The sequence below is a fragment of the Pseudomonas sp. 32_A genome, assembly GCF_017490905.1.
GTDB lineage: Bacteria > Pseudomonadota > Gammaproteobacteria > Pseudomonadales > Pseudomonadaceae > Aquipseudomonas > Aquipseudomonas inefficax.
The window spans coordinates 1-19340 of sequence record NZ_JAFGYI010000044.1; the positions used below are offsets into that span (position 1 = coordinate 1).

Here is a 19340-nt window from a genome sequence, read left to right on the forward strand (position 1 = left end):
GCCAGGCGATAGGGGCGCCCTGTATCCGGGCGTGGGGCGTAGGCCTCGCGCAGCAGCAGAATCGGCAGGCCGGAGCGTTCGCAGGCATTACAGGTGCCGTAGGTATTGGGGATCTCTTCCTGCATGGCGATGTGGATGGTTTTGCTGATGCTCATCAGGAGTTCCTTTTCCAGTGATTTGACGCAACGGCCAAAACACTAGCGAGGAACACCTTCGCGGGGGAGCGATGGGCTTCCTAAAATGTTGTAGGATTTTTCGCTTTACTGCCCTGTAGGAGCGGCCTTGCGTCGCGACGGGCTGCTCAGCAGCCCCTGGATCTTGCAGGCGACAAAGGCCTATTGCCCCAGCATCTGTCGCACCAGCCACTGCCCGGCCGGCCCGAGCGCGCGACGGCTCGACCAGGCCACATCCATGTCAACCCGTCGCGGGTACCCGGCCACCTGCAGCTCCACCAGCCCACTGCCAAACCGAGCCACCAATGCCCTGGGCAGTTCGGCCCAGCCGAACCCGCGCACGGCGAATTCCAGCAGAGTGAGGTAGTCCGGTGCCGACCAGGCCTGGCCACGCCCCTGGTGCAAGCTTGGAGCATAGGTCTTTATATACAGCTGCCTTACGTTCTCCAGGTGCTGCGACTGCACCTTAGGCAAAGCCGCCAACGGATGCCCGCTGGCCACATACACTGCAAACTCTGCCTGCTCGGGCAAGCGTGCCACGGCAACGTCAGCGGGATAGCTGGGCTGGGTGGCAAGAATGCCGATATGTGCCAGGCCCTGCTGGATCAGCTCGATCACATCGGCATCTTCCGACGGGCCGCAGCGCAGCTCGGTATGCGGGTAGTGCTGAGCGAAGCGGGCCATTACCGCGCCCTGGAAGGTAACGCTGTAGCTGTCCGACATCACTACCGAGACCAGTGCCTCGACGTTTTCCGCCAGCCTTACCGCCAGGGCATCGAGCTGGGCGCTGGCATCGAGAATCGCCTCGACATGGCTCAGCACCTGCCGCCCAGCCTCGTTCAGGGTGGGATGACGGCCGCCACGCTCGAACAACGGGCAACCTACATCGACCTCGAAATTGGCGATGGCGATGCTGATGGTGGACTGGCTTTTGCGCAACTTGCGCGCCGCAGCGGAAAACGAACCCAGCGATGCAGCTTCGACAAAGGCGACCAGAGCTTCGGGTGAATAACGCATGGTATTGATAAAACCGATGGTAGCTATGTCGCGAGTATCAGTTCTATCAAAGAAGATGGGAAGCACGACTCACGCAATGGATGGATTTTGCAATGAAAAACGTGTCTTTCAGCGAACGCCTGGTTCATGCCGTCGGTTATGAAGTGTTCGCCGTGCTGCTGTGTGCGCCACTGTTGTCCTGGATCATGGGCAAGTCGCTGGCGACGGCGGGAGCGCTGGCGGTGACCCTGTCGGTGATCGCCATGCTGTGGAACATGGTCTACAACGCGCTGGTCGATCGCTACGTGCAGGTCGAGCGCATCCACTGGAAGGCCAGCGTACGCTTCGTGCACGGCCTGGGCTTCGAAGCCGGGCTGGTGGTGTGGTGCCTGCCGGTGGCGGCCTGGATGCTGGAGATTTCGTTGCTGCAGGCGTTCATGGTGGAGCTGGGCTTCTTCGTGATCATCCTGCCCTACACCGTGCTGTACAACTGGGCTTTCGACAAGGCCCGGCACCTGCTGATGCAGCGTCGCCTTGCATGAGAACTACCTGCCTGCGCCGTACCTCGATTTGTGCATTGTGCGGATATCCTGGGGCCGCTTCGCAGCCCTTTCGCGACACAAGGCCGCTCCTACAGGGACGGCGCTGGTTTCAGGCATGCGCTGTACCTGTGGGAGCGGCTTTAGCCGCGAACACCGGCGCAGCCGGTGCCATCCGAAGTTGACCGGGTCAGCCGAAAAAAAACGGGGCATGCCATCGCTGGCATGCCCCGTCCTTCAAACCGCTAAAGCGCCTCAGGCGACCTTGACGATCCAGCCAGCCGGTGCTTCCACATCACCGCTCTGGATACCGGTCAGCTCGTTGTAGAGCTTCTGGGTAACCGGGCCGACCTTTTCCAGGTCGTGGAATACATGCAGCTTGCCGTTGTACTCGATGCCGCCGATCGGTGTGATCACCGCAGCGGTACCGCAGGCGCCGGCTTCGATGAAGCGGTCCAGCTTGTTGATTTCCACATCGCCTTCGATCACGGTCAGGCCCAGGCGCGATTGCGCCAGTTCCATCAGCGACAGGCGGGTGATACCTGGCAGCACCGAAGCCGATTTCGGGGTGACGAACTCGTTGTTGGCGGTGATGCCGAAGAAGTTGGCCGAACCGACTTCCTCGATCTTGGTGTGGGTCAGCGGGTCGAGGTAGATGGCGTCGGCGAAGTTGGCCTTCTTCGCTTCTGCACCCGGTTGCAGGCTGGCGGCATAGTTGCCACCGACCTTGGCCGCGCCGGTGCCTTGGGGAGCCGCGCGGTCGAAGCTGGAGATCTGGAAGTTGTGCGGCTTCATGCCGCCCTTGAAGTACGAGCCAACCGGGATGGCGAAGATCGAGAAGATGAACTCGGGGGCGGTGCGCACGCCAATGTTGTCACCGGTGCCGATCACGAACGGACGCAGGTAGAGGGCGCCTTTGCCATGCGGTGGTACGAACTTCTCGTTGGCCTTGACCACTTGCTTGCACGCCTCGATGAACACATCGGTCGGCACCTGCGGCATCAGCAGGCGGGCGCAGCTGCGCTGCATGCGGGCGGCGTTCTGGTCCGGGCGGAACAGGTTGATCGAACCGTCCTTGCAACGGTAGGCCTTGAGGCCTTCGAAGCACTGCTGGCCGTAGTGCAGGGCCGTGGAGCCTTCACTGATGTGCAGTACGTTGTCTTCGGTCAGGGTGCCTTTGTCCCACTCGCCATTGCGCCATACGGACAGGTAGCGTTTGTCGGTCTTGATGTAGTCGAAACCGAGCTTGTCCCAATTAATGCTTTCGTTGCTCATGACACCCTCATTGTCTTGCAAGTGCCCGATTGCTCGGGCTGCTGTTATATGCGCACCACGCCACCATAATACATCCGTGGCAGATCGGGAACGGCCAGTCACGAATTGATAGCCTGCAATGCATTCATTGCAGCTTCTACAGGTGCAGGTACTCGTCCAGCGCCAGCTGGTCGAGCAGTACCTGGTCGTGGGACGCCACCACCAGCGCCCCGCGAAACTGCCCGAGCATGTGTTCCAGTGCGGCCAGCGACGGCAGGTCCAGGTGGTTGCCGGGTTCGTCCAGCAGCAACAGGTCGAGTGGCCGTTCGCGGTACAGCACGGCGGCCAGTGCTGCCTTCATCCGCTCACCGCCGCTTAGCAGGCCGCTGGGCAGTTCGATGCGGGCCGCATCCAGGCCCAGTTGTGCCAGGCGGCTGCGCAAGTCGCCCCGGGCCAGTGTCGGGTTTGCCTGGCGCAGGTGATCGAGCACGCTGGTGTGGCCTGGTAGTGCGCTGCAGTTCGCGCGCCTGGCGTTGCTGCTGCTGTTTCAGCCTGGCAAGTTGCTGTTGGGCCAGCGCCGTCTGGCTGGCTTTCTGGGCCGAATAGAAGCTGTAGTTGCCGCCATAGGCCTGCAAGCCCAGGCTGGTTCCACGAGTGCGCCGCGGGCCCTGTGGGAGCGGGTTCACCCGCGAAACAGGCGACGCGGTGGATGGCACGGGCTTCGCCCGTGTTCGCGGGTGAACCCGCTCCCACATTGCCGGCGGCACCCTTAAGGTGTGCGCTGGACCTGTAGGACCGCGCATGCCCCTGGTTCAGCGCCCCATCAAGCGCTTGCTCCAGTCACCCCCGTGGCTCTGCTGGCAAGCCTCTTCACTGTCAAACCGCACATGCCAGGCCGGATGATCCAGCTGAATGCCGGCCTGCTCCAGTGCAAGGCCCGTCAGCGCCAGCATGCGCACCTTCGCGTCGCCCGCCACGGCGGCGGCCTTGTCGGCCTCTCGCTCGAACACCCAGGTAATACGCAGGCTGGCCGGAAAATCCTCGGGCGCGAGACGGTGGGTAAGCCAGCTGAAACCGACGATCTCGGCCTTGGCGGTTTCGCAGGCTTCGGTCAGGCAAACCACCAGTTCACGCTCCAGGCGTGCCATATCGCGCTTGTTCAGGGGTTTCACCGGTGGGCCTCGCTGCTCAAAGCCACCACTGTAACGCAGTTGCGCCACTGGTTGTCGGCCAGCCCGACAGCAATGGTTGACCACCCGCCAGCCACTGCGTAGCCTTGCCACTTCGAGGTTCTTCGGCCAGGCCGAAGCTAAGACGGGAACGCGGTACAAGCCGCGGCTGCCCCCGCAACTGTAAGCACCGACAACGGATCGACACAGCCACTGCGCCCGCGCGCGGGAAGGCGTCATCCCGCCAGCCTGCTGCACCAGCGGGCACATGGAACGGTGCGAGCCAGGAGACCTGCCTCGTCACGTTTTCGACTTTCAACCGGGCGGGGTGATCCGGTGGCGAACAAGCCCGGCCGGCATGGCCCGCGGCTGTCGTCCTGCATGCCCGCGCCAATCTGCCAAGGGCAATGCGACATGAAAACACTGGCCAAGCTCCCCGTCACCATCGTCACCGGCTTCCTCGGCTCGGGCAAGACTACCTTGCTGCGCCACATGCTCGACAACGCCCAGGGCCGCCGCATTGCGGTGATCGTCAACGAGTTCGGCGAGTTGGGCATCGATGGCGAAATCCTCAAGCAGTGCAGCATCGGTTGCACCGAAGAAGAAGCCAGCGGCCGCGTCTACGAGCTGGCCAACGGCTGCCTGTGCTGCACCGTGCAGGAAGAGTTCTTCCCGGTGATGCGCGAGCTGGTGGCACGCCGTGGCGACCTGGACCATATCCTCATCGAGACCAGCGGCCTGGCCCTGCCCAAACCGCTGGTACAAGCCTTCCAGTGGCCGGAAATCCGCAATGCCTGCACCGTCGACGCGGTGATCACCGTGGTCGACAGCCCGGCCGTGGCCGCTGGCACCTTCGCCGCCTATCCGGACCAAGTCGATGCCCAACGCAAGCTCGACCCCAACCTGGACCACGAATCACCATTGCACGAACTGTTCGCCGACCAGCTGGCCAGCGCCGACCTGGTGGTGCTGAACAAGGCCGACCTGATCGACGCCGAAGGCCTGGCCAAGGTCCGCGCCGAGGTGGCCGAAGAGCTGCCGCCAGCGGTCAAGGTGATCGAAGCCAGCAGCGGCAAGCTGCCGCTGGAGGTGCTGCTGGGCGTGGGCGCCGAGTCTGAGGCGCACATCGATGGCCGCCGTACCCACCATGATTCGCACCATGACGGCGATGACCATGACGATCATGACCACGACGCCTTCGACTCCATCTCCATCGACCTGCCAGAAGCCGACGAAAGCCTGCTGCTCGACGCCCTGACCCAGCTGGTGGTGGAGTTCGGCATCCTGCGCGCAAAAGGCTTCGCGGCCATCCCCGGCAAGCCGATGCGCCTGCTGGTGCAAGGCGTGGGTACCCGTTTCGACAAGCATTTCGACCGCGCCTGGCGCGCCGACGAGCCGCGTATCACCCGCCTGGTGCTGATCGGCCAGGACCTCGATGCCGCCCAGCTGGAAGCGCGCCTGCGCCAGGCCCTGGGCGCCTGACCCATGCACCTGCTGCGGACCCAGCCCGGCGGCTTCGTGCCGGATGACAGCATTGCCGACCTCGGCCAGACGCCCGCCGAGCTGGTGATTCTCTGCAGCGGCGATTCGCACCTGGCATTGCTCGCCGACACCGCCGAGCAATTGCCCGACGATTACCCCAGCCTGCGCCTGGCCAACCCGATGCAGGTACAGAACCATGCCTCGGTCGACCTGTATGTCGACCAGGTACTGCGCCATGCCAAGGTCATCCTGGTGTCGCTGCACGGTGGCGTCGGCTACTGGCGCTATGGCGTCGAGCAACTGGTCGAGCTGGCCGGCCGTGGCGTGCAGCTGATCCTGGTGCCGGGCGACGACCGTCCGGACCCGGAGCTGACCAGCCTGGGCAATGTCAGCAGCGAGCAGGCCGAACGCCTCTGGCACTACCTGCGCCAGGGCGGCAAGGCCAACGCCATCAACCTGTTCAACTGCCTGGCCAGCCAGTGGCTGGGCCGCGACTATGCCTGGGACGAGCCGCAGCCTTTGCCGCGCACCGCCGTGTATCACCCGGCCAAGGGCAGCGCCACGCTGGAGGACTGGTACCCGCAGTGGCACCCCGAACAGCCGGTGGCGCCGCTGCTGTTCTACCGCTCCCATCTGCAGGCGGCCAACACCGCGTTCATCGATGTGTTCTGCCAGCGGCTGCAGGTCGCCGGCCTCAACCCGTTGCCGATCGCCGTGGCCAGCCTCAAGGAAAGCGCCTGCCTGGAGCAGGTCGAAGCCTGGCTGGACGAGGTGGGTGCCGAAGTGCTGGTCAACACCACCGGCTTTGCCCTGTCCAGCCCCGAGCGCCCCAACCTGCGCCCGTTCCGTCGCGACATCCCGGTGCTGCAGGCCATCTGCGCGCAAGACAACCAGCCCGGCTGGGAGGCCAGCGAGCAGGGCCTGGGTGCGCGTGACCTGGCCATGCACATTGCCTTGCCCGAACTGGACGGGCGCATCATCACCCGCCCGGTCAGTTTCAAGGACATGGCGTGGCGCAGCGAGCGCAGCCAGTCTGACGTGGTCTGCTACCGCGCGCACCCCGAGCGCATGGATTTTGTCGCCGAGCTGGCTCGCCGCTGGGTCGAGCTGGCGCGCCTGCCGAATGGGCAGAAGCGCGTGGCCCTGGTGCTGGCCAACTACCCGACCCGGGATGGCCGCATTGGCAACGGCGTTGGTCTGGATACGCCCGCGGCCGCGCTGAACATCCTCGCGGCCCTGCAAGCCCAAGGCTATCCGCTGGCCGATTTGCCGGGCAGTGGCACGCAACTGATCCACCAGTTGCTCGGCGGCGTGACCAACGACCTCGACCAACTGGACCTGCGCCCCTGCGCGCAGAGCCTGAGCCTGGCCGATTACCAGGCCGCCTTCGAGCGCCTGCCAGAGGCCAACCGCCAGGCCGTGCTGGAGCGCTGGGGGCCGCCGCAGCAGGACCCGATGTACCGCAGTGGTCGGCTGATGGTGGCCGGCCTGCGCTTTGGCTTGACCTTCGTCGGCATTCAGCCGGCGCGGGGCTATCAGGTGGACCCCAGCGCGGTGTACCACGACCCCGACCTGGTGCCGCCGCACGGCTACCTGGCGTTTCACTTCTGGCTGCGCCATGCCTTTGCCGCCGACGCGGTGATCCACGTCGGCAAGCACGGCAACCTCGAATGGCTGCCCGGCAAGGGCGTCGGGTTGTCGGCGCAGTGCTGGCCGGACGCCTTGCTCGGCCCGCTGCCGAACATCTACCCGTTCATCGTCAACGACCCGGGTGAGGGGGCCCAGGCCAAGCGCCGCACCCAGGCGGTGATCATCGACCACCTGATGCCGCCGCTGACCCGTGCCGAAACCTATGGCCCGTTGCGCCACCTGGAGCAACTGGCCGACGAGTTCTACGAAGCACAGCTGCTCGACCCGCGGCGCGCGCGCGAGTTGCAGCGCGACATTCTGGAGCTGGTCAAGGCCAACCACATCGACCGCGAACTGCAGCTGGAAGGTCAGCTGGACGATGCCGCCGTGTGGCTGCCGCGCCTGGACACCTACCTGTGCGATCTGAAGGAATCGCAGATTCGCGATGGCCTGCATGTGTTCGGCCAGTCCCCGGAAGGCCGGCTGCGCCTGGATACCCTGCTGGCGCTGGTGCGGGTCGAGCGTGGCGACGGTCGCGGCGGCAATGCCAGCCTGCTGCGGGCTTTGGCCAAGGCGCTGGTTCCGGGTTTCGACCCGCTCGATTGCGAACTCGGGCAGCCGTGGCAGGGCGCACGCCCCGAGCTGTTGCAGGCCGTGAGTAGCGAGCCCTGGCGCACCTGTGGCGATACCCGCGAACGCCTCGAACTGTTGGCGCTGCAAGTAATCGACCAGGCGCTGGGCGGAACAATACAGTTACCAGCCCAGAGCGAATGGCAGCCGGTGCACGATGTGGTGCAGGCGCTGCGCGAAGTGGTAGCCCCCAGCCTGGACGCCTGCGGCAGCGCCGAAATGAATGGCCTGCTGGCGGCGCTGGCCGGGCGTTTCGTGCCCGCGGGCCCCAGTGGCGCGCCCAGCCGCGGGCGCCTGGACGTGCTGCCCACCGGTCGCAACTTCTATACCGTGGATGTGCGCAACCTGCCCACCACCACCGCCTGGCGCCTGGGCTTCGCCTCGGCCAACCTGATCCTGGAGCGTCATCTGCAGGACCACGGCGACCACCTGCGCCAGCTCGGCCTTTCGGTGTGGGGCACGGCAACCATGCGTACTGGCGGTGACGACATCGCCCAGGCCATGGCGCTGATGGGCGTGCGGCCGGTGTGGGCCAGCGGCAGCCAGCGGGTCGACGATTTCGAGATCCTGCCGCTCAGCCTGCTCGACCGCCCGCGGGTGGACGTGACCTTGCGCGTTTCCGGCTTTTTCCGTGATGCCTTCGGCAACCTCATCCGCCTGTTCGATGCCGCAGTGCAGGCGGTGGCGGCACTGGACGAACCCGACGATCTCAACCCCCTGGCCGCCCGCGTGCGCAGCGAGCGGGCCGCGCTGCAGGACCAGGGCGTGGACCCCGAGCAGGCCGCCCGCCAGGCCGGCTGGCGGGTGTTCGGTGCCAAACCCGGGGCCTACGGCGCCGGGGTGCAGAACGCCATCGACGGGCGCCTGTGGCACAGCCGCGATGACCTGGCCGAGGTCTACCTCAACCACGGCGGCTATGCCTACGGCGCCAGCGACGACGGTACCCCGGCCCGCGCCCAGTTCGCCCAGCGCCTGGCCAAGGTGCAGGCGGTGCTGCAGAACCAGGACAACCACGAACACGACCTGCTCGATTCCAATGACTACTACCAGTTCCAGGGTGGCATGCTGGCGGCGTCGGAAACCTTGTCCGGCGCGGCAGTCGCCAGTTACCACGGTGACCATAGCCAGGCCGACCGGCCGCGCATCCGTACCCTCAAGGAAGAACTGAACCGGGTCATCCGCGCCCGGGCGCTGAACCCGAAGTGGATCGACGGGGTCAAGCGCCATGGCTACAAAGGTGCCTTCGAGATGGCGGCGACGGTCGACAACCTGTTCGCCTTCGATGCCACCACGCAGCTGATCGACGACCATCATTACCAGGCGCTGGCCGATGCCTACGTGCTCGACCCGGCGACCCGCGATTTCATGCGCGAGCACAACCCCGAGGCCCTGCGCGACCTTACCGAGCGTTTGCTGGAGGCCCAGCAGCGCGGCCTGTGGCAGGCGCCGGGCGACTACCGCGAAGCCCTCGAGGAACAACTGCTCGACGGCGAGGAACAGGCTTGAAATGAGTGAACCCGTGCAATTTCCACTGGCAGCCGTGGTCGGTGCCGACGACCTGAAACTGGCGCTGTGCCTGACCGCCATCGACCCCAAGATTGGCGGTGTGCTGATCGAGGGGCCGCGCGGCATGGCCAAGAGTACCCTGGCCCGAGGCTTGGCCGACCTGCTCGGTGAGGGCCCGTTCGTCACCCTGCCACTGGGCGCCAGCGAAGAACGCTTGGTCGGCACCCTCGACCTGGATGCCGCACTGGGGCAGGGCAAGGCGCAGTTTTCCCCGGGGGTGCTGGCCCAGGCCGATGGCGGCGTGCTGTATGTCGATGAGGTCAACCTGCTGCCCGATACCCTGGTCGACCTGTTGCTCGACGTGGCGGCCAGTGGCACCAACCGTATCGAGCGCGACGGTATCTCGCATCGGCACAATGCCCGCTTCGTACTGATCGGCACCATGAACCCGGAGGAGGGCGAACTGCGCCCGCAGTTGCTCGACCGCTTCGGCCTCAACGTGGCCCTGGAAGGCTTGCCCGAGCCTGAGGCGCGTCAGCAGATCATTCGCCGCCGCCTGGCCTTCGACAGCGACCCGCAGGCCTTCTGCGCGCAATGGGCCGAGGCTCAGGCGCAATTGCGCGAGCGCTGCCAGGCGGCGCGTCACGCCTTGGCCGATATTGCCCTGGACGACCAAGCGCTGGCCTGGATCACCGAACGCTGCTACGCCGCCGGGGTCGACGGCCTGCGCGCCGACCTGGTCTGGCTGCGCGCCGCACGCGCCCACTGCGCCTGGCGTGGAGGCGAGGCCATCGAAGAGGCCGATGTCGATGCAGTGGCCGAGTTCGCCTTGCGCCATCGCCGGCGCGTTACGCCCCAGGCCAACCTGCCTTCGGCGCCGCAGCAGCCTGAGCAACCACCCGGTCGCCAAGGCGCGGGCAACCCTGGCGCACAGGGCGGGCAGGGCGACTGGGGCGCAATGCCAGCGCAGCCGGTGGCCAGCGGCGCCCGCCGCGAGGTGCCGAACTGGGCAAAAAAGCCCTGAGCATCCCCCAGCCACCTGCCAAAGGGGCGGATGCCAAAGCAGGCGCAGGCAAGCAGTACGGGGCCAGCCGAGGCCGGGCGCACAGTGCTGCGGCCGGTCGGGTGGCCTGGCTGCCGACTCTGCTCAAGGGCCGGCCACGCCAGCGCCAGGACCTGTGCTGGCAGCAACGCCAGGCCAGGCCTGCAGAACTGTGGCTGGTAATCGTCGATGCGTCGGCCTCGACCCGCCGCCACCAGGCGCTGGCACAAACCAAAGGGCTGCTGGCAGCGCTGTTCGACCAGGCCTACCGCCAACGCGCGCGGCTGGCCCTGCTTACCGCCAGCGGGCGCACGCCGCAGTGGCAGCGCCACGGCCTGAAGGCCTCGACCGCTTTGCAACCCTGGCTGCAAGCCTTGGGTGCCGGTGGCGGCACGCCGTTGATCGCTGCACTGGAACAAGCTCGGCACTGGTTGCAGGCGCGGCAACGGGCACACCCTGAAGAAGCATTGCGCTGCCTGGTGTTTACCGACGGTCGGCTGCAGCACTGGAATGCCGTGCAACCAATGCCGTGTGCCACTTTGCTGGTGGATATGGAACTGGCGCCGGTGCGCCTGGGCCGTGCGCAGCGTCTGGCGCAACAACTTCAGGCTGATTACCAGCACCTGCAACAGTTCAGGTTGGTGGATTGAAAAAGTATCGATGCGACACTATGTCGCAATAAGAAAAGTTGCCAGAACAGCAACCCGGAAGTTGTACAAGTGCGTGGCGGTGCACGCACTTGGTTTGCCGGCCGATATTATTTCGGCATTGACCACGGTTGCAGGTCGTAACCTTTTTCGCACAGTTCGGCACGCACTTCCTCGATCAGGCTGGCCCACTGGGCCGGGTCGGAGTAGATGCGCGAAGACACTTGCTTGCTGCCGATGCGGGTACTGGTCCGGTCGATCACTGCCAGGCTCAGTTCACCAGTACCGTTGGGTGCATCCCAGGCTACGCACTGGAAGGGTTCGAAGGCGTGGTCGGCAATCAGCAGTGCTTCGTTGACACGGAGCGGGGCATTCATGGTTCGGTCTCTCTATGGTCCCAAACATCCAGGTGAAGTCCGCGTTGCTTCATAGTCGCCTCGGTTATCGCGAAGTGCAGCGCGGGGTTATGTGTACTGATGCTCGTTGTCCGGGTGCGAGTCACACATTGGCTGTAAAAAAATTTGCCAAGGTCGAATCCGTTCTTGCCCATGCCGCCATGTGATGTCGATAAAGTGCGAAAATTCCCGTCACGTATTGTAAAAAATTGATTCGGCAGACAGACGGTACTGGGAACCGTCAACTTCGTTGCTACTGTTAATCGGGCGCCACAACTTGCTGTTTTATTTCAAAAAACCGAAAACTGGCGCCAAGGATCGGTCATGCAGCAGCCTGCCGCCCAACGCCGTTTGCTCATCGTCGACCCCTGCGATGACTGCCACCGTTTGTTGCCTGGCTTGCGCAGCGCAGGCTGGGATGTACACAGCTGCATGCTCGGTGCCGCGCTGGATCATCCTTGCGATGTGGGCCTGCTGCGCTTGCAGGCGTCGCACCTCAGGCGCCCCGACGGGGTCAAGGACTTGATCAAGCGCAGCCACACCGAATGGATTGCAGTGCTCAGCGCCGAACAGCTGCGCATGCCGGCGGTCGGCGATTTTGTTTGTGAATGGTTCTTCGATTTCCACACCTTGCCGTTCGACGTTTCCCGCGTGCAGGTTACCCTGGGCCGCGCCTTCGGCATGGCGCGCCTGCGCGGCAAAGGGGTGGCGAGGGTGGATGAAACGAGCCACGAGCTGCTCGGCGATAGCCGCCCGATCCGCGATCTGCGCAAGCTGCTGGGCAAGCTGGCGCCTACTGAGTCGCCAGTGCTGATCTGCGGTGAAAGCGGCACCGGCAAGGAACTGGTGGCCCGTACCCTGCACCGCCAGTCGCAACGCAGCGAGCAGCCGTTCGTTGCCATCAACTGCGGGGCCATTCCCGAGCACTTGATCCAGTCGGAACTGTTTGGCCATGAGAAGGGCGCCTTCACCGGTGCTCATCAGCGCAAGGCCGGGCGCATCGAAGCGGCTCATGGTGGCACGTTGTTCCTCGACGAAATTGGTGACTTGCCGCTGGAGTTGCAGGCCAATCTGCTGCGCTTTCTGCAGGAAAAGCACATCGAGCGCGTGGGTGGCAGCCAGCCGATCCCGGTGGATGTGCGCGTTCTGGCGGCTACCCACGTGGACCTGGAAAGGGCCATCGAGCAAGGGCGCTTTCGCGAAGACCTGTATTACCGCCTGAACGTGTTGCAGGTAGTGACCGCGCCTTTGCGCGACCGGCATGGCGACCTGTCGATGCTGGCCAATCATTTTGCTCATTTCTACAGCCTGGAAACCGGGCGCAGGCCGCGCTCGTTCAGCGACCATGCCTTGGCGGCGATGGGCCGGCATGACTGGCCGGGCAATGTCCGCGAGTTGGCCAACCGGGTGCGACGCGGGCTGGTGCTGGCCGAAGGCCGGCAAATCGAGGCACAGGACCTGGGGTTGCAGACCCTCGACCAGGTACAGCAACCCCTGGGCACGCTGGAGGAGTACAAGCACCGGGCCGAGCGCCAGGCGCTGAGTGATGTGCTCAGCAGGCACAGCAACAACCTGAGCGTGGCGGCGAAGGTGCTAGGTATTTCGCGGCCGACTTTCTATCGGCTGCTGCACAAGCATCAGATGCGCTGATCCCTGTGGGAGCGGGTTCACCCGCGAACCGGGCGCCGCGGTGGATGGCACCGGCTACGCCGGTGTTCGCGGGTAAACCCGCTCCCACAGGTACTGGCGCAGTTTCTGTGGGAGCGGCTTTAGCCGCGAAAGGGCCCTTGCAAGCTAATGATCAATGCGGCCCGCGCGGAATGGTCTTCAGCAGGTCTTCCGGGCTGATATGCCCAACCACCTGGGCTACCGCGCTGCCCGGGGTCGGCAGGTCGATGATGTGGCTCTTCATCTTGCCGATCACATGCATTTCGCACGGCTTGCAGTCGAACTTCAGGGTCAACACCTCATCACCCTGGATCAGCTGCATCGGTGCCACCTTGGTGCGCACGCCGGTCACGCCCTTGGCTTGCTTGGGGCACAGGTTGAAGGAGAAGCGCAGGCAGTGCTTGGTGATCATCACCGGCACTTCGCCGTGCTCTTCATGGGCCTCGTAGGCCGCGTCGATCAGCTGCACGCCGTGGCGGTGGTAGAAGTCGCGAGCCTTCTGGTTGTACACGTTGGCCAGGAACGACAGGTGCGACTCGGGGTATACCGGCGGTGGCGTGGTCTCGGCCTTGCGCCCGCCACGCGGGTGTGCCTGAACCCGTGCAGCAGTCAATGCCTCGATGGCTTCACGGCGCAGGGCCTTGAGCTGCGAGTTGGGGACGAAGTACGCCTGCGGTGCGTCCAGCTCGATGCTGTCGGCATGGTACATGGTGGTACCCAGCTGGCCGAGCAGGTCGTGCAACTGCTCCAGCGCCTGCTGCGGCTTGTTGGCCGGGCCGAACGGGCCGTCCAGTGCCACTTGCACGCTCACGCCTTCCTCGCTGGTGACGGTCAGCGCCAGGCGTTGCTCGCGCAGTACCGCCTGCCATTGCACGCCGATGCGGCGCTCGGCCGAGGTGCGTTGCAGGGCCTGCTGCCAGTTGTGGTCGAGGTTGCGCGACAGCGGGTGGTTGGGCCGCAGCTTGTGCAGGCCTTCGGGCATTTCGTTGGGCTCGACGCGGTAACGGTAGCGCTTTTCGCCGTCTTCCTCGAACTCGCCACGCGGTTCGGCGATGTTGGCGCGGAAGCCCACCACTTCGCGTTTTACCAGCACATTGAGGCCGTCGCCGTTGGTCAGCGGTACTTCGGTGACCACCTGCATGTCACGCTTGCCGACCTTTTCCACCACGCCCACCGGCAGGCCGGTGAAGGTTGGCGAGTCGAAGGCGCCGATGTCGACCTTGCGGTCGGTGACGAAGTAGTCGGTGCTGCCGCGGTGGAAGGTCTTGTCCGGGTCGGGCACGAAGAAGTGCTCGGTGCGGCCGCTGGAGGCGCGGGCCAGCTCCGGGCGGCCTTCGAGGATGGCGTCGAGTTCCTTGCGGTAGTGGGCGGTGATGTTCTTCACATAGGCCATGTCCTTGTAGCGGCCTTCGATCTTGAACGAGCGCACGCCGGCATCGACCAGGTCAGCCAGGTTGGCGGTCTGGTTGTTGTCTTTCATCGACAGCAGGTGCTTCTCGAACGCAACCACGCGGCCCTGGTCATCCTTCAGGGTGTAGGGCAGGCGGCAGGCTTGCGAGCAGTCGCCACGGTTGGCGCTGCGGCCGGTCTGCGCATGGGAGATGTTGCACTGGCCGGAGAAGGCCACGCACAGCGCACCGTGGATGAAAAACTCGATGGCAGCGTCGGTTTCGGCGGCGATGGCGCGGATCTGCTGCAGGTTCAGCTCGCGCGCCAGCACCAGCTGGGAGAAGCCGGCCTGGTCGAGGAACCTGGCCCGTTCCAGGGTGCGGATGTCGGTCTGGGTGCTGGCGTGCAGCTCGATCGGCGGAATGTCCAGCTCCATCACCCCCAGGTCCTGCACGATCAGCGCGTCGACACCGGCGTCGTACAGCTGGTGGATCAGCTTGCGCGCGGGCTCCAGCTCGTTGTCGTGGAGAATGGTGTTGATGGTGGTGAACACGCGTGCATGGTAGCGATGGGCGAACTCGACCAGTTCGGCGATATCGCTGACTTCGTTGCAGGCGTTATGGCGCGCGCCGAAGCTCGGGCCACCGATGTAGATGGCGTCTGCGCCGTGCAGGATCGCTTCGCGGGCGATGGCCACGTCACGGGCAGGGCTGAGCAGTTCCAGGTGATTCTTTGGAAGGGACATGTCGTTATAGGTTCGGGCTGTCACGGTTTAGGCGGGCATTGTAGCGGCGAAACGGGCTGGCGGCATCATCGGGCTGCTTGTAGGAGCGGCCTTGTGTCGCGAAGGGCCGCAACGCGGCCCCGGCAATACCTGCTGCGGAGCTGAGAATCTGGGGGCGCTGCGCACCCCAATCGCGACACAAGGCCGCTCCTACAGGATTGCGTATTGCGCGAAAATCAGCGCTTGGCAGCCATTGCGGTCACTTCCACACGCATGCCTTCGAACGCCAGTGCAGCCACACCCACGGCGGCGCGTACCGGCCATGGTTTGCTGAAGAAGCGCTGGTACACCTCGTTGAATGCCGCGCGGTCGGCCATGTCGGTGAGGTAGATGGTCAGGTGCAGCACGCGGTCCATGCCGCTGCCGGCCTTCTCCAGCGCCACTTTCAACGCCTGCAGGGTGCACTCGCTCTGCTCGACGATGCCGCCCAGTTCCAGGCTGCCATCGGCGTGGGTCGGGATCTGGGTGGTGACCAGCACGCCGTTGAATTCGGCAACGTCGGAGGAAATCGACTCGGCGTCCGGGTCAGGGGTGTAGATGATGTCTGCTTGTGCCATGGTGAGTTTTGCCTTGCTACGGAAGGAAAGCGGCAAGCCTACGCGAGCCGGCCGGCCCGGTCGAGGGTGGCTGGCCCGGGGTGGCGGGGTTTGAAATGCGCGGCGTTCACCGTCAGAATCGCGGCCGATTGCAAAGCAGGGGTTTACGTTGAACGAACAGACATTGTCCAGGCGCCTGGAGCGCGTGGCTGCACAAGTACCGCATGGCGCGCGCCTGGCCGACATTGGCTCGGACCATGGCTACCTGCCGGTTGCCCTGATGCTGCGCGGCGTGCTGGACGCGGCGGTAGCGGGCGAGGTGGCGCAGACGCCGTTCGCCTCGGCCCAGCGCAACGTCCGCAGGAATGGCCTGGAAGACCGGGTCAGCGTGCGCCTGGCCGATGGCCTGGCGGCGGTCGAGCCGGAAGATCGAATCTCGGTGGTCAGCATCTGCGGCATGGGTGGCGACACCATGTGCGAGATCCTCGAGGCCGGCAAGCAGCGCCTGGCCGGCGTCACTCGTCTGGTGCTGCAGCCCAATGGCGCCGAGCGCGAATTGCGCCAGTGGCTGATGGGCAATGGTTACCGGATCGTCAGCGAAGAACTGCTACGGGAAAACCGCTTCGACTACGAGATCATCGTCGCCGAGCCTGGCGGGGCGGCGTACACCGCTGAACAGCTGTACTTCGGCCCGGTGCTGGTGCAGGAGAAGAGCGAGGCGTTCCTGGTCAAGTGGCGGCGCATGCTGCGACAGAAGCAGCAGACCCTGGCCAACTTCGAGCGGGCCCGCGGTGCGGTGCCTCAGGCGAAAATCGACGACTTCAGGCAACAGGTCGGCTGGATCACCGAGGTGCTGGCCTGACTCACTGCTGCGAGCAGTTGCCCATTTCCCGGTAGTCGATTTCGTGCTTCTGGCCCTGGTGGTCGACATACACCATGTGCGCGGTGCCAACCTGGCAGTCGGCGGCGTTGCTGGCCGGGGTGATGGAGATGACCTTGGCCACATCCAGCGGCATGCCGTATTCGTAGTTGCTGCTGACCGGCTGGTTGCTGGCGCTGTCGGCAAGGGCACCGAACGACGCGAGAGCAGCGGCAACGGCAAGGACAGCGATCGAACGTTTCATGGCAGGCTCCTTTTTCAATGTATGGCTAATGATCCATTCATTGGTCATCCACAATAAATGGGCTAACCCGTGATAGATTCCTGCCTGTAACGCAAGAATAAGACCAAACAAGGAGCACACCTTCATGGACATGCTGCATGCCATGCGTACCTTTGCCCGTGTGGTGGAATGTGGCAGCTTCGCTGCGGCCGCCAATGCCCTGGACATTTCCGCGGCGCAGGTTTCGCGCATCGTTGCCGAGCTGGAAAACCAGCTGCAGACTCGCCTGCTGCACCGCACCACGCGGCGTTTGCGCATGAGCGAGGCGGGCGAGCGGTTTCTCGAGCGCTCGCGGCAGATCATGTTGCTGACCGAAGAGGCGGTGGGTGAGGCCCGTGGCGCGCACCTCACGCCCCGCGGCCGCCTGCGCCTGCATTGCCCGCACGGGCTGGGCCTGTTGCTGATGCCGCTGGTGGCGGGCTACAACGCATTGTGCCCGGAGGTGTTGATCGAGCTGACCTTGTCCCAGCGCAACCCCGACCCGCTGGCCGAAGGGCATGACGTGGTGATTACCGTGGACGGGGCGTTGCCGGATTCGCAGCTGATCGCCGTGCCGCTGGGCAACATCTTCAGTATCCCCTGCGCGGCGCCGAGCTACCTGGTGGCCCACGGCGTGCCAGAGCGCCCGGAAGACCTGCACCAGCACCGTTGCCTGCGCATGGCTTATCCGGTGTACGAAGGTGACTGGGTGTTCCCGCAAGGGGTGGACCAGTGTGTGATCACGCCGAACGACAGTTTTTCCACCAACGTCGCCGATGCCATGCTGGTAGCCAGCGAGCTGGGCATGGGCATTGGACTGCTGCCGTTCTATACCGCCAGCCAGGCGATCGAGCAAGGGCGGTTGTGCCGGTTGCTGGCGCCGTATCGCCTGCGCGAAAGCGCGCTGTATGCGATCTACCCGTCACGGCATTACCTGGATGCCAAGGTGCGCACCTGGATCGACTACCTCAAGGAGCAGCTGCCGGCGCTGTTCGAGGGGCATGCCAGGGTGGTGGATGATTCGCGGTATTGGCGTTGAAGGACTGATCTGCTTTTTTGAGGCAACTTCTTGCACTGCCTTTACTGGCCCTATCGCCGGCAAGCCAGCTCCCACAGGTTCATCAAGTGCTCTGAGAGCGGCGCAGTACCTGTGGGAGCTGGCTTGCCGGCGATGGGCCGCACAGCGGCCCCAATATTCCAGCTGATTACAACGGATAGTGCTTCAACTCCCGCGCAATCAGCATCCGCTGGATCTCGCTCGACCCTTCATAGATCTGCGTGATCCGCGCATCGCGGTAATAGCGCTCTACCGGGTAATCCTCCAGGTAGCCATACCCGCCGTGCACCTGGATTGCCATTGAACATACCCGCTCGGCCATTTCCGAGGCGAACAGCTTGGCCTGTGAAGCCTCCGACAGGCATGGCTTGCCGGCGCTGCGCAGGCGTGCGGCATGCAGGATCAGCAGGCGAGCGGCATTGACCTGCACCTGCATGTCGGCCAGCAGGTTGGCGATGCTCTGGTGCTCGTTGATCGGCTTGCCGAACTGCACCCGATCACGCGAGTAGGCCAACGCTGCCTCGAACGCGGCGCGAGCGATACCCAGCGCCTGGGCAGCAATGCCGATACGGCCGCCCTCGAGGTTGGACAGGGCGATGGCCAGGCCCTTGCCACGCTCACCGAGGATGTTGGCGGCCGGGATGCGGCAGTTGTCGAAGGTGACCGCGCAGGTGTCGGAGGCGCGGATGCCCATCTTGTGCTCGCTGCGATCGACCTTGAAGCCCGGGTTGTCGGTGGGCACCAGGAACGCTGACAGGCCCTTTTTGCCCAGTTCCGGGTCGGTCACCGCGAAGACAATGGCCAGGCCGGCGCGGCGAGCGTTGCTGACAAACTGCTTGGCGCCGTTGATTACCCACTGACCATCCACCAGCTCGGCGCGGGTGCGCAGGTTGTGCGCCTCGGAACCGGCCTGTGGCTCGGTCAGGCAGAAGCAGCCGATCACCTCACCGGTGGCCAGGCGTGGCAGCCACTGCTGTTGCTGTTCGGCCGTGCCGTAGGCCAGCAGCGGGCCGCAGCCCACCGAGTTGTGGATGCTCATCATGGCTCCGGTGGCGCCGCAACCGGCGGCGATCTCTTCCACCGCCAGGGCGTAGGCGACGTAGTCGGTGTAGCTGCCGCCGAAGTCTTCCGGCACCACCATGCCCAGCAGGCCCAGTTCGCCCATCTTGCGCACCACGCCATCGTCGATCCAGCCGGCCTTTTCCCAGGCCTGGGCATGCGGGGCGATCTCGCCACGGGCAAAGTCCCGTGCCATGTCGCGGATCATGATCTGTTCTTCGCTCAGTTCCAGGTCTTGCATCT

General features: G+C 64.8%; 16 protein-coding genes, 1 pseudogene and 1 riboswitch. Of the genes and pseudogenes, 8 read left to right on the forward strand and 9 right to left on the reverse strand.

The genetic code is table 11. The annotated features are described in order from the left end of the window. Positions 1-335 precede the first annotated feature (335 nt). Positions 336-1190 (reverse strand): LysR family transcriptional regulator, encoded by an 855-nt coding sequence (locus J5M58_RS21670; protein WP_112249498.1) that lies wholly within the window; start codon positions 1188-1190, stop codon positions 336-338. 92 nt (positions 1191-1282) lie between these two features. Between J5M58_RS21670 and J5M58_RS21675 the strand changes: the two genes are divergently transcribed. Continuing rightward, positions 1283-1711 carry a multidrug/biocide efflux PACE transporter gene (locus tag J5M58_RS21675; RefSeq protein WP_112249497.1) on the forward strand — a complete coding sequence of 143 codons (429 nt, stop codon included), beginning with the start codon at positions 1283-1285 and terminating at the stop codon, positions 1709-1711. A 252-nt stretch (positions 1712-1963) separates the two neighbouring features. On the opposite strand, the gene J5M58_RS21680 is transcribed toward J5M58_RS21675, so the two are convergent. The 3 genes and pseudogenes from J5M58_RS21680 to J5M58_RS21690 form a co-directional block, all read right to left on the reverse strand. After that, positions 1964-2983 carry a branched-chain amino acid aminotransferase gene (locus tag J5M58_RS21680; protein WP_013972500.1) on the reverse strand — a complete coding sequence of 340 codons (1020 nt, stop codon included), beginning with the start codon at positions 2981-2983 and terminating at the stop codon, positions 1964-1966. A gap of 136 nt (positions 2984-3119) precedes the next feature. After that, positions 3120-3609, reverse strand: a pseudogene (locus J5M58_RS28340) (AAA family ATPase); the annotation flags it as partial. A gap of 165 nt (positions 3610-3774) precedes the next feature. Further along, complete coding sequence (locus tag J5M58_RS21690) at positions 3775-4134, reverse strand: hypothetical protein (protein WP_112254063.1); 360 nt, start codon at positions 4132-4134, stop codon at positions 3775-3777. Positions 4135-4232: 98 nt separating this feature from the next. Continuing rightward, positions 4233-4446: riboswitch (cobalamin riboswitch) on the forward strand. Positions 4447-4545: 99 nt separating this feature from the next. Between J5M58_RS21690 and cobW the strand changes: the two genes are divergently transcribed. The 4 genes from cobW to J5M58_RS21710 all read left to right on the forward strand — a co-directional run bounded on the left by cobW (position 4546) and on the right by J5M58_RS21710 (position 11070). Continuing rightward, positions 4546-5613, forward strand: coding sequence for a cobalamin biosynthesis protein CobW (gene cobW / locus J5M58_RS21695; RefSeq protein ID WP_003247913.1), 1068 nt, complete (start codon positions 4546-4548; stop codon positions 5611-5613). Between the two features lie 3 nt (positions 5614-5616). Then, positions 5617-9378, forward strand: a complete 3762-nt coding sequence (gene cobN / locus J5M58_RS21700; protein WP_207879550.1) for a cobaltochelatase subunit CobN — start codon at positions 5617-5619, stop codon at positions 9376-9378. Between the two features lies 1 nt (position 9379). Continuing rightward, positions 9380-10402: an ATP-binding protein gene (locus tag J5M58_RS21705; RefSeq protein ID WP_207879555.1), complete on the forward strand. Its 1023-nt coding sequence runs from the start codon at positions 9380-9382 to the stop codon at positions 10400-10402. Positions 10403-10503: 101 nt separating this feature from the next. Beyond that, the gene (locus J5M58_RS21710; protein WP_207879557.1) at positions 10504-11070 is read left to right on the forward strand and encodes a VWA domain-containing protein; all 567 of its coding nucleotides are present in this window, start codon (positions 10504-10506) and stop codon (positions 11068-11070) included. Between the two features lie 107 nt (positions 11071-11177). Here the strand turns inward: J5M58_RS21710 and J5M58_RS21715 are convergent, their stop codons facing one another. Next, positions 11178-11444: a hypothetical protein gene (locus J5M58_RS21715; protein ID WP_013972506.1), complete on the reverse strand. Its 267-nt coding sequence runs from the start codon at positions 11442-11444 to the stop codon at positions 11178-11180. 342 nt (positions 11445-11786) lie between these two features. On the opposite strand from J5M58_RS21715, the gene J5M58_RS21720 reads away from it, so the two are divergent. Beyond that, positions 11787-13112 (forward strand): sigma-54 dependent transcriptional regulator, encoded by a 1326-nt coding sequence (locus J5M58_RS21720; protein ID WP_112254057.1) that lies wholly within the window; start codon positions 11787-11789, stop codon positions 13110-13112. A gap of 151 nt (positions 13113-13263) precedes the next feature. Here J5M58_RS21720 and J5M58_RS21725 read toward each other — a convergent pair whose 3' ends face one another. Together J5M58_RS21725 and J5M58_RS21730 are read right to left on the reverse strand one after the other, a co-directional pair. Beyond that, positions 13264-15264 carry a U32 family peptidase gene (locus J5M58_RS21725; RefSeq protein ID WP_112254056.1) on the reverse strand — a complete coding sequence of 667 codons (2001 nt, stop codon included), beginning with the start codon at positions 15262-15264 and terminating at the stop codon, positions 13264-13266. A 215-nt stretch (positions 15265-15479) separates the two neighbouring features. Continuing rightward, the gene (locus J5M58_RS21730; RefSeq protein ID WP_112254055.1) at positions 15480-15860 is read right to left on the reverse strand and encodes a RidA family protein; all 381 of its coding nucleotides are present in this window, start codon (positions 15858-15860) and stop codon (positions 15480-15482) included. 148 nt (positions 15861-16008) lie between these two features. Here J5M58_RS21730 and J5M58_RS21735 point away from each other — a divergent pair, with 148 nt between their 5' ends. Then, complete coding sequence (locus J5M58_RS21735; RefSeq protein ID WP_207879559.1) at positions 16009-16701, forward strand: tRNA (adenine(22)-N(1))-methyltransferase TrmK; 693 nt, start codon at positions 16009-16011, stop codon at positions 16699-16701. A 1-nt stretch (position 16702) separates the two neighbouring features. Here J5M58_RS21735 and J5M58_RS21740 read toward each other — a convergent pair whose 3' ends face one another. Then, positions 16703-16963, reverse strand: coding sequence for a DUF2790 domain-containing protein (locus J5M58_RS21740; RefSeq protein WP_112254053.1), 261 nt, complete (start codon positions 16961-16963; stop codon positions 16703-16705). A 124-nt stretch (positions 16964-17087) separates the two neighbouring features. On the opposite strand from J5M58_RS21740, the gene J5M58_RS21745 reads away from it, so the two are divergent. Beyond that, positions 17088-18020, forward strand: a complete 933-nt coding sequence (locus J5M58_RS21745) for a LysR family transcriptional regulator (RefSeq protein ID WP_112254052.1) — start codon at positions 17088-17090, stop codon at positions 18018-18020. Positions 18021-18186: 166 nt separating this feature from the next. On the opposite strand, the gene J5M58_RS21750 is transcribed toward J5M58_RS21745, so the two are convergent. Next, the gene (locus tag J5M58_RS21750; protein ID WP_003258582.1) at positions 18187-19338 is read right to left on the reverse strand and encodes an acyl-CoA dehydrogenase family protein; all 1152 of its coding nucleotides are present in this window, start codon (positions 19336-19338) and stop codon (positions 18187-18189) included. Between the last annotated feature and the right edge of the window lie 2 nt (positions 19339-19340).

What these genes read in the sequence shown, in the direction of transcription:
- J5M58_RS21750 (WP_003258582.1), bottom strand. Translation starts at nt 19,338, where the DNA reads ATGCAAGACCTGGAACTGAGCGAAGAACAGATCATGATCCGCGACATG.
- J5M58_RS21680 (WP_013972500.1), bottom strand. Translation starts at nt 2,983, where the DNA reads ATGAGCAACGAAAGCATTAATTGGGACAAGCTCGGTTTCGACTACATC.
- J5M58_RS21730 (WP_112254055.1), bottom strand. Translation starts at nt 15,860, where the DNA reads ATGGCACAAGCAGACATCATCTACACCCCTGACCCGGACGCCGAGTCG.
- J5M58_RS21740 (WP_112254053.1), bottom strand. Translation starts at nt 16,963, where the DNA reads ATGAAACGTTCGATCGCTGTCCTTGCCGTTGCCGCTGCTCTCGCGTCG.
- J5M58_RS21675 (WP_112249497.1), top strand. Translation starts at nt 1,283, where the DNA reads ATGAAAAACGTGTCTTTCAGCGAACGCCTGGTTCATGCCGTCGGTTAT.
- J5M58_RS21715 (WP_013972506.1), bottom strand. Translation starts at nt 11,444, where the DNA reads ATGAATGCCCCGCTCCGTGTCAACGAAGCACTGCTGATTGCCGACCAC.
- J5M58_RS21725 (WP_112254056.1), bottom strand. Translation starts at nt 15,264, where the DNA reads ATGTCCCTTCCAAAGAATCACCTGGAACTGCTCAGCCCTGCCCGTGAC.
- cobN (WP_207879550.1), top strand. Translation starts at nt 5,617, where the DNA reads ATGCACCTGCTGCGGACCCAGCCCGGCGGCTTCGTGCCGGATGACAGC.
- J5M58_RS21720 (WP_112254057.1), top strand. Translation starts at nt 11,787, where the DNA reads ATGCAGCAGCCTGCCGCCCAACGCCGTTTGCTCATCGTCGACCCCTGC.
- J5M58_RS21670 (WP_112249498.1), bottom strand. Translation starts at nt 1,190, where the DNA reads ATGCGTTATTCACCCGAAGCTCTGGTCGCCTTTGTCGAAGCTGCATCG.
- cobW (WP_003247913.1), top strand. Translation starts at nt 4,546, where the DNA reads ATGAAAACACTGGCCAAGCTCCCCGTCACCATCGTCACCGGCTTCCTC.
- J5M58_RS21705 (WP_207879555.1), top strand. Translation starts at nt 9,380, where the DNA reads ATGAGTGAACCCGTGCAATTTCCACTGGCAGCCGTGGTCGGTGCCGAC.
- J5M58_RS21745 (WP_112254052.1), top strand. Translation starts at nt 17,088, where the DNA reads ATGGACATGCTGCATGCCATGCGTACCTTTGCCCGTGTGGTGGAATGT.